This is a genomic window from Micromonospora sp. NPDC049836 (genome assembly GCF_044465125.1).
Classification (GTDB): Bacteria; Actinomycetota; Actinomycetes; order Mycobacteriales; family Micromonosporaceae; genus Micromonospora.
The window spans coordinates 255,938-268,490 of the sequence record NZ_JBITLH010000004.1; the positions used below are offsets into that span (position 1 = coordinate 255,938).

The 12,553-nt window shown below is 73.4% G+C and carries 12 protein-coding genes; 5 read left to right on the forward strand and 7 right to left on the reverse strand.

Features of this window, described 5'->3' with window-relative positions; genetic code table 11:
- Positions 1-2 precede the first annotated feature (2 nt).
- Positions 3-1,010 carry an ABC transporter permease gene (locus ACIBPB_RS12850; RefSeq protein WP_396839752.1) on the forward strand — a complete coding sequence of 336 codons (1,008 nt, stop codon included), beginning with the start codon at positions 3-5 and terminating at the stop codon, positions 1,008-1,010.
- Positions 1,007-1,945, forward strand: coding sequence for a carbohydrate ABC transporter permease (locus ACIBPB_RS12855; protein ID WP_396839753.1), 939 nt, complete (start codon positions 1,007-1,009; stop codon positions 1,943-1,945). The genes ACIBPB_RS12850 and ACIBPB_RS12855 overlap by 4 nt, the downstream gene beginning before the upstream one ends.
- Positions 1,946-1,994: 49 nt before the next feature.
- On the opposite strand, the gene ACIBPB_RS12860 is transcribed toward ACIBPB_RS12855, so the two are convergent.
- Positions 1,995-4,328, reverse strand: coding sequence for a TIM-barrel domain-containing protein (locus ACIBPB_RS12860; RefSeq protein WP_396839754.1), 2,334 nt, complete (start codon positions 4,326-4,328; stop codon positions 1,995-1,997).
- A gap of 115 nt (positions 4,329-4,443) precedes the next feature.
- Between ACIBPB_RS12860 and ACIBPB_RS12865 the strand changes: the two genes are divergently transcribed.
- On the forward strand, positions 4,444-6,465 hold the full coding sequence (locus tag ACIBPB_RS12865) for a beta-galactosidase (protein WP_396839755.1): 2,022 nt from the start codon (positions 4,444-4,446) through the stop codon (positions 6,463-6,465).
- Positions 6,466-6,485: 20 nt separating this feature from the next.
- On the opposite strand, the gene ACIBPB_RS12870 is transcribed toward ACIBPB_RS12865, so the two are convergent.
- Positions 6,486-7,133 (reverse strand): LysE family translocator, encoded by a 648-nt coding sequence (locus tag ACIBPB_RS12870; protein ID WP_396839756.1) that lies wholly within the window; start codon positions 7,131-7,133, stop codon positions 6,486-6,488.
- Positions 7,134-7,293: 160 nt separating this feature from the next.
- Between ACIBPB_RS12870 and ACIBPB_RS12875 the strand changes: the two genes are divergently transcribed.
- Positions 7,294-7,842, forward strand: a complete 549-nt coding sequence (locus ACIBPB_RS12875) for a GNAT family N-acetyltransferase (RefSeq protein ID WP_396839757.1) — start codon at positions 7,294-7,296, stop codon at positions 7,840-7,842.
- Positions 7,843-7,872: 30 nt separating this feature from the next.
- Here ACIBPB_RS12875 and ACIBPB_RS12880 read toward each other — a convergent pair whose 3' ends face one another.
- A complete protein-coding gene (locus ACIBPB_RS12880; protein WP_396839758.1) occupies positions 7,873-8,307 on the reverse strand; it encodes a YkvA family protein in 435 nt (144 codons plus the stop codon).
- A gap of 151 nt (positions 8,308-8,458) precedes the next feature.
- Here ACIBPB_RS12880 and ACIBPB_RS12885 point away from each other — a divergent pair, with 151 nt between their 5' ends.
- On the forward strand, positions 8,459-8,986 hold the full coding sequence (locus ACIBPB_RS12885; RefSeq protein ID WP_396839759.1) for a DUF1992 domain-containing protein: 528 nt from the start codon (positions 8,459-8,461) through the stop codon (positions 8,984-8,986).
- Positions 8,987-9,007: 21 nt separating this feature from the next.
- Here ACIBPB_RS12885 and ACIBPB_RS12890 read toward each other — a convergent pair whose 3' ends face one another.
- The 4 genes from ACIBPB_RS12890 to ACIBPB_RS12905 form a co-directional block, all read right to left on the reverse strand.
- Positions 9,008-9,916, reverse strand: a complete 909-nt coding sequence (locus tag ACIBPB_RS12890) for an RNA polymerase sigma-70 factor (protein WP_396839760.1) — start codon at positions 9,914-9,916, stop codon at positions 9,008-9,010.
- A gap of 256 nt (positions 9,917-10,172) precedes the next feature.
- Positions 10,173-11,195, reverse strand: coding sequence for a hypothetical protein (locus ACIBPB_RS12895; RefSeq protein ID WP_396839762.1), 1,023 nt, complete (start codon positions 11,193-11,195; stop codon positions 10,173-10,175).
- Complete coding sequence (locus ACIBPB_RS12900) at positions 11,192-11,548, reverse strand: PadR family transcriptional regulator (protein WP_396839763.1); 357 nt, start codon at positions 11,546-11,548, stop codon at positions 11,192-11,194. The genes ACIBPB_RS12895 and ACIBPB_RS12900 overlap by 4 nt, the downstream gene beginning before the upstream one ends.
- A 185-nt stretch (positions 11,549-11,733) precedes the next feature.
- Complete coding sequence (locus tag ACIBPB_RS12905) at positions 11,734-12,474, reverse strand: class I SAM-dependent methyltransferase (protein ID WP_396839764.1); 741 nt, start codon at positions 12,472-12,474, stop codon at positions 11,734-11,736.
- Between the last annotated feature and the right edge of the window lie 79 nt (positions 12,475-12,553).

The window sequence follows — 12,553 nt, forward strand, 5'->3', positions numbered from 1 at the left end:
GCATGAGCGCCCGAGGGACCGCCGGCGTGGTCGACACGCCGGCGACCGAGGTGCCCGTACCGCCGCGACCCAGGCCGCGGCGGCGCCGGTTGCGGGCCCGGCTGGCCCGCGACTGGCCGCTGCTGGCGATGACCGCGCCGGCCGCCGCGCTGCTGCTGGTCTTCCACTACCTGCCGACCCTGGGCAATGTCATCGCCTTCCAGGACTACAACCCGTTCCTCGGCGACGGCCCGCTCGACGCGTTCCTGGGCAGCGAGTGGATCGGCTTCGGCAACTTCGAGGTCCTCTTCACCGACCCGCTGTTCTGGGACGCGGTCCGCAACACCCTCACCATCACCGCGTTCCAGCTGGTGTTCTTCTTCCCGCTGCCCATCCTGCTGGCGATCCTGCTCAACAGCGTGGTCTCCGGCCGGGTGCGGGCCTTCGTGCAGAGCGTGGTCTACCTGCCGCACTTCTTCAGCTGGGTGCTGGTGGTCACGTTCTTCGTGCAGATGCTCGGCGGCGCCGGCCTGCTCGCCCAGCAGATGCGCGAGCTCGGGATGCAGCCGTGGGCGATCATGACCAACCCGGACACCTTCATCGTCCTGGTCACCGGCGAGGCGGTGTGGAAGGACCTCGGCTGGGGCGCGATCGTCTTCCTGGCCGCCCTCGCCGCCATCGACCCCAACCTGTACGAGGCGGCGGCCGCCGACGGCGCCGGACGGTGGCGGCGGCTGTGGCACATCACCCTGCCCGGCCTGCGGCCGGTGATCGTGCTGCTGCTCATCATGCGCCTCGGCGACGCCCTGTCGGTCGGCTTCGAGCAGTTCATCCTCCAGCGGGACGCAGTCGGCCGGGACGCCGCCGAGGTGCTCGACACGTTCGTCTACTACCAGGCCATCGTCACCCAGCAGTGGGGACTGGGCGCGGCCGCCGGCCTGTTCAAGGCGGTGGTGGGCCTGGCGCTGATCCTCACCGCCAACCACGTCGCGCACCGGCTCGGCGAGCAGGGGGTGTACTCGAAATCATGACTGTGACCACCGAGCCCGCGGCGCGGCGACGTCCGCGGTCCGGGCGAGCACCGTGGGAGGAGCCCCCGTCGCCGCTCGGCGCGGCCAGCAAGGCGGTGCTGCTGGCCCTGCTGGTGGCGGCCGTGCTGGTGCCACTGTGGGCGGTGCTGGTGACCAGCCTCGCCTCCCGGGAGACCATCGACGCCGCCGGCGGGATGGTGCTGGTGCCCCGCGAGGTCGACCCGTCGGCGTACCTGACCATCTTCAACGGCGGGCAGATCAGCCGGGCGGTCTGGATCAGCACGCTGGTCACCGTGGTCGGCACCGCGCTGAGCCTGACGCTGACCGTGCTGGCCGCGTACGGGCTGTCCCGGCCCGGCTCGGTGGGGCACCGGGGGCTGCTCTTCTTCTTCCTGCTGACCTTCCTGATCTTCCCGGGGCTGGTGCCCAGCTACCTGGTGGTCGCCGGGCTCGGCCTCAAGGACAGCATCTGGTCGCTGATCCTGCCCAGCGCGATCAGCGTGTTCAACCTGGTGGTCATCCGGGCGTTCTTCCTGAACATCCCCGCCGAGCTGCTCGACAGCGCCCGCGTCGACGGGGCCGGGGAGCTGCGCATCCTCTGGCGGATCGCGTTGCCGCTGTCCCGGGCGGTGGTCGCCGTGGTCGGCCTCTTCTACGCCGTCGGCTACTGGAACGCCTACTTCAACTCGGTGCTCTACATCGACGACAACGACATGTTCCCGATCCAGCGGGTGCTGCAGAGCTACATCCTGGCCGGGCAGCCGCCGAGCGTCTCCGGCGGCGCGGTCAGCCTGCCCGGGATCACCGCCTACCCGCCGACGCTCGCGGTGAAGATGGCCGTCGTGGTGGTCACCGTGATTCCCGCGGTGATCGTCTTCCCGTTCGTGCAGCGACACTTCACCAAGGGTGTGATCACCGGAGCGGTGAAGGGCTGAGCGGCCCGGGTGGCGCCCGACCGTCCGGGCGTCGGGCGCCACCCGGGCGTCAGGCCGGGAACCAGCCGTCGAACGGGGTCACCGGCACCGGCGAGCCGTCGAGCAGCACCCGCCGTGGGGTGTCCCCGCCGACCACGCTCACCCGGCGTACGTCCAGCGGACCGTCGACCCGTACCCGCAGGGTGTCCCCGTCGCGAACCGCGGTGACCAGGGTGTCACCGCCCTCGTCGGAGACCACGGCGCGGCCGTCCACCCCACCCCAGGAGACCAGGGTGACGTCCCGGAACGGACCCTCCGCGACGGTGCCGGCCGGGGGCAGCACCGGGATCAGCGCGCCATGGCGGACGTAGAGCGGCAGCCGGTCGATCGGCACGTCGACGCGCAGGTGACGGCCGCCGGGATGGCGCTGTCCGGTGGCCGCGTCGAGCCAGTCGGCACCGGTGGGCAGGTAGACGTCGCGCCGCCCGGACGGGTCGAGCACCGGGGCGACCAGCAGATCGGCGCCGAGCCGGTACTGCAGGTCGACGGTCCAGGCCGTCGGGTCCTCGGGGGTGTCGAGCAGCAGCGCCCGCAGCATCGGCGTGCCGGTCCGGGCGGCCACCACCGCCGCCGACCACAGGTACGGTAGCAGCCGGTAGCGCAGCCGCAGCGCGGCCACCGCGTGTCGTTCCGCCTCGGGCGGGAAGTCCCACGGCAGCCGGCTGGTGGTGCCGTGCAGCCGGACCAGGGGGGACAGCGCGCCGAACTGGGTCCAGCGCACGTACAGGTCCGGCTCGGGCGTGCCGTGGAAGCCGCCGGTGTCGTGGCTCCAGAACGGCACCCCGGACAGCCCGTGCGACAGGCCGCCGCGCAGCGTGCTGGCCATGCCGGGCCAGGTGGCGTTGACGTCGCCGCTCCACTGCGCGCTGTGCCGTTGCCCGCCCAGGTAGGAGGAGCGCGCCCACACCGTGCGGTGCCCGGCCACCTCCTCGGTGACGCGGGCGACCACGTCGTTGAAGAGCAGCGCGTACACGTTGTGCAGCTCGACGCCGGTCATCCCGTTGTGCGCCACCGCGTCGGCGGGCACCCCCTCGGCGAAGTCGGTCTTGAACACGGCCACGCCCTGTTCCAGCAGCGGGCGCAGCAGCCCGGTGAACCAGCGCACCGCCGCCGGGTTGGTGAGGTCGACGATGGCGCAGACCGGATAGCTGCCGTGCCAGGTGTCGGCGACGTACGTGCTGCCGTCGGCGCGGCGCAGGAAGTAGCCGGCGGCCTCCGCCTCGGCGTACAGCGGGCTGCCGGTCATCAGGTACGGGTTCATCCAGAGGCAGACCCGGAAGCCCTGCTCGCTGAGGGTCTTGAGCATCCCGGCCGGGTCGGGGAAGGCCTCCTCGTCCCAGCGCAGGTCCGACCAGTTCCCGGCGACCTGCCAGTAGCAGTCCAGGTGCAGCACGTCGCAGGGGATGTCCCGCTCCCGGATCAGCCGGGCCCGTTCGAGCACCCGCTGCTGGCTGTCGGGGAAGAAGCCGGAGGAGATCCACGCGCCGAACGCCCAGCGCGGCGGCAGGTACGGCCGACCGGTCAGCCGGTCGAACCGGTCCAGCACCTCGGCCGGGGTCGGCCCGGCCAGCACGTAGTAGTCGAGCAGGTCGTCGGGGACCAGCAGTTGCACGCTGCTGTGGGTGGTGGCGCAGACGTCGAACTGCACCGGCAGCCCGCTGTCGACCAGCACCCCGTAGCCCCGGTCGGAGAGGTAGAACGGCACGTTCTTGTGCGAGCGGTCCGACTCGCCGCCGAAGGCGTCGAAGTTCCACATCAGCGGCCGCTGGCCACGCTTGTCCAGCGGGGTGAACTTCTCCCCGAACCCGACGAACCGTTCGTCGCCGGGGGCGGTGAAGCTCTCGTGCCAGGCCGCCGGCGCGCCAGCCACGTACGAGCGCCCGAGCGGCAGGGTGCGCCGGCGGCCGCTGATGTCGTGGGTGCCGGGGTCGGCGGCGAGCAGCAGCCGCCCGTCCGGGGCGAGGAACCGCAGCCCCCAGGGGTCGAGCCGGATCTCGGCGAGCACGCCGCCGGCGTCCACGCGCACGTACCCGCCGCCGACGGTGACGCGGGCGGGCCCGGGCTGGGGGTGGACCAGGGTGAGCGCGCGGGCCGAGCGGCTGCGGGCGGCGAGGTCCTCGGCGAGGCGTACCCGGATGATCCCGTCCCCGGCGGACTCCACCCGGGCGGCCAGCGTGGCGCCGTCGTCGGTGGTGGCCGCGAGGGTGACCCCGTGCGGGTCGGTGCCGACCACCTCGGCCCGGGTGACGACGGCGGCCCCCTGCTCGCCGGGCGCCCGGGCCGGCAGCTCGGGCGGGTCGGCCACGAAGGTCTCATACGGGACCAGGGGCGGGCGGTACGGCATGGGCGTCTCCTCGAAGGCCGGCCGGGGCGGTACCGCCAGTTTCTTTGGACTCCCAACTAACTGTCAATGTTGTAGCGCATTGACTTGCCCCCTTGCGGTTTCTACTTTGTACGGGATGTCAACCAACCCGGTGTGGGACGGCGAGCGGCTCTGCTACGGCGGGGACTGGAACCCGGAACAGTGGCCGGCCGAGGTGTGGCGGGAGGACGTCACGCTGATGCGCCGCGCCGGGGTCAACCTGGTCACCGTCGGCGTGTTCGCCTGGTCCCGGCTCGAACCGACCCCCGGCCGGCACACCGCCGACTGGCTCGACCGGGTGCTCGACCTGCTGCACGACAACGGCATCCGGGCCGCCCTGGCCACCCCCACCGCCGCCCCGCCGCCGTGGTTCACGCTGGCCCACCCCGACGCGCTGCCGGTCACCGCCGACGGCGTACGCCTGCACCACGGCAGCCGCGACACCTACTGCGCCGCCGCGCCCGCGTACCGGGCCGCCGCCCGGGACATCGCCGGGTTCCTCGCCGACCGGTACGCCCACCACCCCGCCCTGGCCCTGTGGCACGTGCACAACGAGTACGGCACCAGCTGCCACTGCCCGCACGCCGACGCGGCGTTCCGCCGCTGGCTGGCCGACCGGTACGGCGACTTCGACGCGCTCAACGCCGCCTGGGTGACCAGCTTCTGGAGCCAGCACTACTCGGACTGGGCGCAGCTGGCCACCCCACGCGCCACCCAGTACCTAAGCAACCCGGGCCAGCTGCTCGACTTCCGCCGGTTCTGGTCGGACACCCTGCTGGCCGCGTACACCGAGCAGCGGGACCTGCTGCGGGCGGCCAACCCGGCGGTGCCGGTCACCACCAACTACGTCCTCGGCGACTGGGTGCCGGTCGACCACGCCCGCTGGGCGTCCGAGGTGGACCTCGTCGCCATCGACCACTACCCGTCGGCGGTCGACGGCGGCGCGGAGGAGCAGACCGCGCTCGCCGCCGACCTGGCGCGCGGCTGGGCCCGGCACGGCGCGTACCGGCGCGGGGCCGGCGACGACTCGTGGCTGCTGATGGAGAGCGCCCCCAACCAGATCCACACCGCCGGTCGGATGCACACCAAGGAACCCGGCCGGCTGGCCCGGCACAGCCTCGGGCACGTCGCCCGCGGCTCTCGCGGGGTGATGTTCTTCCAGTGGCGCGCCCCGGCCGGCGGCGCGGAACGCTTCCACTCCGCCGTGGTCCCGCACGCCGGACCGGACAGCCGGGTGTTCCGGGAGGCGGCACAGCTCGGCGACCTGCTCGGCCGGATCACCGAGGCCACCGCCGGGCGGGTGGCCGCCGCCGTGGCGCTGGGCTGGGACGCGGCCAGCGCCTGGGCGCTGCGCCACCCCGGCATGCCGTCCCGGGCGCCCGACCACCACGCCGAGGTGGCCGCCGCGCACCGGGCGCTGTGGCGGGCCGGCGTCGCCTGCGACCTGGTACCGCCCGGCGACCCGCTGGACGGCCACCGACTGCTCGTGCTGCCCGCCCTCTACCTGGCCGCCGACGCCACCGTCGACTGGGTACGCCGGCACGTCGACGCCGGTGGGCACCTGCTGGTGACCTGGCTCAGCGGCGTCGCCGACGAGCACGCCCGGATCCGCCTCGGCGGCTACCCCGGCGCGTTCCGCGACCTGCTCGGCGTCCGGGTCGAGGAGTTCCACCCGCTGGCCGACGGCGACCGGGTCGCGCTGACCGGCGGCGGGTACGGCGAGCTCTGGACCGAGACCGTCCACCTCGCCGGGGCCGAGCCGGTCGCCGGGTACCGCGGCGGTGTGCTCGACGGCCGACCCGCGATCACCCGGCACCGCCGCGGCGACGCGCTCGCCTGGTACGTCTCCACCCGCCCCGACGACGGCACCTACCAGCGGCTGCTGGCCGGGGCGGCCCGCGACGCCGGCGTCGCTCCGGTCTGCCCGGCGGTGCCGCCCGGGGTGGAGGCGGTCCGCCGCCACGACGGTGACCGCAGCTGGCTGTTCCTGCTCAACCACACCGACCGGCCGCAGCGGGTCCCGGCCACCGGGACGGAACTGGTCACCGGTGAACAGGTTGACGAGGCGCTGACCGTCCCGGCCGGCGGGGTGGCCGTGCTCCGCGAGCCGCCGCGGTGAGCTGACGGGCGCGGACCCGGTCAGGGGGCGGCGACGGCGCGGGAGCGGTCCGCGGCGATCCGCACCGCGAGGCCGGCCAGGACGCTGCCCATCACGTACCGCTGCACCTTCGCCCACGTCGGGCGGCGGGTGAGGAAGGTGGCGACGCTGCCGGCGCTGAGCACGATCAGCCCGTTCACGGTCAGCGCGACGATGATCTGGGTCAGCCCGAGCAACAGGCTCTGTACCGCCACGGAACCGCGCACCGGGTCGACGAACTGCGGCAGCAGCGACACGTACAGGATGGCGATCTTCGGGTTCAGCAGGCAGGTGACCAGGCCCATGGTGAACAGCCGGCGGGGCCGGTCCGGCGGCAGCGGCGTCGGAGTGAACACCGACGTGCCGCCCGGGCGCAGCGTCCGCCACGCCAGCCACAGCAGGTACACCGCCCCGCCCAGCTTCACCGCCAGATACAGCGGCGGCACCAGCACGAACACCGTGGCGATCCCGGCGGCCGCGGCGACCAGGTAGATCAGGAAGCCGACGGCCACTCCGAGCAGCGACAGCAGCCCGGCCCGGCGCCCCTGGGTGATCGACCGGGAGACCAGGTAGATCATGTTCGGGCCGGGGGTGAGCACCAGACCCAACGCCACCAGGGCGATACCTACCACCGCGCCGGCAGCGACCACGACGACCCCCGTTTCCCGTGGATGTGGTAACGACTCTAGGACAGCCGTCTGTCCGGTCCCGCCCACTATGACGATCTTCACGCGACTGCCGCCGCGGCACCCGGGGCCGTGCCCCGGCCACCGTTGCCTGCCAGGAGCCGGCCGGGGTGAGAATGCCAGGGTGTCGATCCTCCTGCGTGCCCCGGCTACGCCCGTCGCTCCCGAACTGTTGCTGCGGCCGTGGTGCGGCGGTGACGTCGAGGCGCTGCTGGTCGCGTACCGGGACCCGGTGCTGCTGAACTGGACCCGGAATCCGGTAACCACTCGGGGCGAGGCCCGCGCGTTCGTGCGGCGCAGCCGGCAGGGCTGGGCCGCCGGGTGCCGGTTCAGCTTCGCCGTGCTGGAACCGACCGACACCGGGGAGCGGCTGGTGGCGCACGTGCTGCTCAAGGAGGTCACCCCGGGCCGGCCGTACGCCGAGGTGGGCTACTGGACGGCGGCGCCGGCCCGGGGGCGCGGGGTGGCGCCGCGCGCCGTCGACGCGGTCAGCGCCTGGGCGTTCGCCCGCTTCGCGGCCGCCGGGCTGACCCGCCTGGAACTGCTGCACCAGGTCGACAACCCGGCCTCCTGCCGGGTGGCGCAGAAGAGCGGGTACGCCTTCGCCGAGGTGCTGCCGGCCCGGCCGCCGTTTCCCCGCGACGGGCACCGCCACGTCCGGCACCGGCCCTGAGCGCCGCCGCCGGTCCTGGGCCCGGGTGGATCAGCGGTCAGCGGTCGGTGCACCGGTCTCGGCGTCGATGGCGCGCGCCGGGCCGAGCAGGCGCAGCAGCAGCCGCGGTTCGCCCGGCCACGCCTCCAGCAGCACCGGGCGGGGCACCCGCCGGCCGGCGTAGCGCAGCGCCAGGGCCACCACGACGATGTCGTCGAGCAGGCCGATCACCGGCAGGAACTCGGGGATCAGGTCGATCGGGCTGGCCAGCCAGAGCCCGGCCAGCACGACGGCGACCCTGGCCCGGCGGGGCACCCGGGGATCGCGGCGCAGCCGCCGCACCGCGGTCAGGCAGTCGGGAATGAACGCGGCCAGGTCCCGCAGCAGGCCCGGCGGCAGCCGGCGGGCCAGCAGCACCAGCAGCGCCCAGCTCGCCAGCAGGCCGGCCACCGCCACCGCCAGCCCGATCAGCCAGTCGCGCCACACCGTCGGTCCTCCCGCAGGGGTACGGCCGCTCACCGGCCCACCCGGAATGTACGCCGCGCCGGACCCACCCGCGCGGCGGGAATGCCGGGGCTCCGGCAGGCGCTGACCCTGGTCAGGACCAGCGGATACGGTGGTACGTGGAGGTGACAGGGTGCCGACTGGTTGGGAGGCGGCGGTCGAGGCGCAGATCCGCTCGGCCCAGGAGCGGGGCGAGTTCGACAACCTGCCCGGCGCCGGCAAGCCGATCCCCGGGCGTGACCTGCCGTACGACGAGTCCTGGTGGATCAAGAGCTTCCTGGAGCGGGAGAAGCTCCCCGGCGACCTGCTGCTGCCCACGCCGCTGCAGTTGCGCCGCCGGGTCGAGCGGCTGCCCGACGAGGTGCGCGACCTGCCCACCGAGGAGTCGGTCCGGGCGTACGTGGCCGAGCTGAACACGCAGATCGTGTCCTGGCTGCGCACCCCGACCGGGCCGCGGGTGGCGGTCCGCCCGGTCAACGCCGACGAGACCGTACGCCGCTGGCGCGCCGACCGACAGCGTCCCGCGACCACCGCGACGCCGGCCGCCGGCGACGCCGCGGCTGCCCTGGCCGCCTCGGACGCCGCGCCGCCGTACGTCGAGCGGACCCCCGGGGAGGCCGGGCGACGGCGCTGGTGGCGGCTGCCCTGGCGACGCCGCTGACGGACGGGCCGGCCCGCGCCCTCAGCGCAGGGTGAGCGCGGTCTCGGCGCCGACGCGGGTCAGCTTCTCCGGGTTGCGGACGTAGTAGAGGCCGGTGATCCGGCCGCCCTCGATCCGGGCCGCCATGATGCCGTCGAGCTCGCCGTCCAGGTGGACGACGAGCGCCGGGCTGCCGTTGACCACGGTCGGCCCGGCGGTGATCGTGCCGGTGAGCTTGCCCAGCCCGCCGACGAACATGCGGGCCACCTTCCCGGCGCTGCTGACCGGTCGCGGCACCGCCTGCTTCACGCCGCCGCCGTCGCCGACCAGGACGACGTCCGGGGCGAGCACGTCCAGCAGGCCCTGCAGGTCCCGGGTTTCGAGCGCGCGCTGGAACGACTCCAGCACGACGCGGGCCTCGCCGGGGGAGACCACCTGCCGGGGGCGGCGGGCGTCGACGTGCTGGCGGGCGCGGTGCGCGATCTGGCGGACCGCCGCCGGGCTCTTGTCCACGGCGGCCGCGATCTCGTCGTAGTCGACGTCGAAGGCCTCGCGGAGCACGAACACGGCGCGCTCGGTCGGCGAGAGGGTCTCGAGGACGAGCAGCAGCGCCATCGACACGCTCTCGGCGAGCTCGACGTCCTCGGCCACGTCCGGGGTGGTGAGCAGCGGCTCGGGCAGCCAGGAGCCGACGTATGCCTCCTTGCGGCGTTTCATCGTCCGCAGCCGGTTCAGCGCCTGCCGGGTGGTGATCCGGACCAGGTACGCCCGCTGGTCGCGCACCCGCGCCAGGTCCACGGTGACCCACCGCAGCCAGGTCTCCTGGAGGACGTCCTCCGCGTCGGCCGCCGAGCCGAGCAGCTCGTACGCCACGGTGAAGAGCAGGTTGCGGTACGCCACGAAGGCGTCGGTCGCCGCGTCGGTGGCGTGGTCGCTCGTGTCGCCGGTCATCCGGAGGCCTCCGCTTCGCTGGGGTACGCCCTCAGGACACCAGGGGAGCGGCCGGTGTGACAGTGACGCCCCTCACGACGCCCGGGGACAACTGTGCCGGCATTGCTCGATAACCGGTTACATCAATCCGATAATTGGTCTCCACAAAAGGGACAGAACGGCGCTACACCATAATGACAGTTATGTGCATCGCCCGGTCGGCGGCGAGGCAGTGCGTCGACGACGGTCGACCGGTGACGTGGTGCGCGACGGGCTGCTATCGCTTGGCGCTGTCGGTGGTGAGGGAGCCACCCGCCGTGCCACGCTCGACGGCGGCCTGGGTGAAGGCGACCCGTCGTTGCACCATCAGCGCGGCCGACATGACGATCGCCGCCGCAGCCGCCACGAGGCTCGCCGCTGCGGTCAGCGTCGTCCAGTCCGCATTCGGTCCACCGCCGTACGAGATGACGGCGAGTTCTTCGGCCAGCGGATGCAGCCACAGCATGCCGATCGGGCAGAGCAGCACCAGCAGTGCCCAAGCGCCACGAAGGTCGTTGCGCGCCGCCAGCCCTACGCCGACCAGCAACGTCACCAGGAAAAGTGCCGTCCCCGCGCCGGGCAGGACCTGGACGGCCGGCCAGCCGTAGTACCCGGTGAGCACGTCGCCACCGTTACGGGCAAACGTCGCCGCTACGGGTAGAGCCGCGGCGATGCCGGCCACGGGCACCAGTCGAAGCCACACGGGCGGCTGGCCGGGAACGCCGAGCGCCACCAGTCCGAGGCAGATCTGTGCGAGTAGGACGAACAGCGGAGGCCGGGACCGGTCGACGACGGCGGCAAGCGGTACGACGCCGACGGTGAGGACAAGGGCGAGACCGATCGTCAGGCGGGTCCACCGGCCGGGTGTCACCACGTGCACCACCGCGGCGAGCAGCCATGCCGTCCACACGCCGAGACCGAGCGAGACGGACGTGCCGTGCTGCTCGAAGCCGAACCACGCCGTCGTCCACGGATTGAGCTCCAGCACGGCCCAGCCGCCGGCAAGAGCCGTGGCGGTCAACAACGCCAGCGTCGCGGCCAGCCGCACTCCAGGGTCGATTCCGGTGGCGCCGATCCCGCGCAGGCGCTGGCGTAGCCCGCCGCCGGCCACGTCGGTCACGTCGGCGATGGACGGCCACCGCCGGTCCGGCGAGGACAGGGCGAGGTACGTACCCACCAGCTCGGTGCCGCGCGCGTCTCGGTAGCCGGCCGGATAGAAGATCCGGACCAGTCGCAGGTAGCGGCGCTCCAGGTCGCTCATGCGATCCCTCCGTTGAGTCGAGGCGTGCCTCGACGGGTACGTGTGTTCAACCGCGCGGTCGCGGCCTCGACGTTGCGGCGCATCCGCTCGGTCTCGCTGGCGAGCAGGTCCCCGCCGTGCTCGGTGAGCCGGTAGTAGCGGCGCAGCCGGCTGTCCACCACTTCCTCCCGCTCGACGGTGACCAGACCCGCGTCGAGCAGCCGGTCGAGGGCGCCGTAGAGCGTGCCGGGGCGCAGCGACACGCGGCCGTCGGAAAGCCGGGCCACCTCGGTGATCAGTCCGTAGCCATGAAGCGGCTCGGCGGCCAACGCCGTGAGGATCAGGAATGTGGGTTCGCGTACTGGTGTCTCCACGCCATTAATATATCGGGTGCGAAGATATAACGTCAGAGGCATGAGGAGGGTGTCGCGGACAGCGCGACGGCACTGCCGTCCGGTTTGGCCGTGCCGCCACGGGCCCCTGGTCGGCGCGTTCTGCTGCCCGCAGGCAAACTCGCTGAGCCGGCGGGGCAGCAGCACGTTCTGCCGTACCGGGAATGTCAGCTGCCGCGGGACAGGACCAGGAGGTCCAGGGCGTCCACCACGGGACCGGTCTCGGACTGCGCCGCCGCGCGCAACCGGGCCATGCCCGCGGCGTACTCGTCGTCGTTGATCAGTTGCAGCGGGGTGTGCGCCTCCCGGCGCAGCGCCGCCGCAGCTTCGCGCAGGGAGGCGGCGCTCACCTGCGGGACCTGTTCGAGGCCGACGGTGCCGAACCCCGCCGCGGCGAAGGCCGCCTCGACCTCAGCCACGCTCGGGTAGCCGTCGAGCACGCGGACGGCTTCGGGAAAGTAGCGGAACAGGGTGATCGCCTGGTGTCGGCCGGCGAACGCGGCGCGGATCAGCACCCGGCCGCCGGGGCGCAGCACCCGACGCAGCTCCCGGGCCGCACGGGTCAGGTCCGGCACGTGGTGGATGACCGTGGAGATCCAGGCGGCGTCGACGCTGCCGTCGTCGAGCGGGATGCGCTCGGCGTCGCCCGGCACCACCGGCTGGAACACCGAGCGGGCGCGCATCGCCTCGGCGGGCTCGACCGCGATGACCTCGATGCGGTCGTACCAGGCGGTGAAGGCTCGCGCCCACATCCCGGTGCCGGAACCCAGGTCGAGCAGCCGCATGCCCGGCGGGGGATCCAGGTGCCGGGTCACCGCCTCCCGCCAGGCCGTAAGCCCGTCGTCGCTGAGGTGCCGGGTCGCCTCGAACGCTGCGGCACCCGCAGTGTCGTACGCGATTCGCGCCATGCCTGTCACCCAACTGCCTGGGCACCCGAGGCGGCAAGGGTACGGCGGTGTGACGAACCGCCCACGCTGAAGGGCTGCC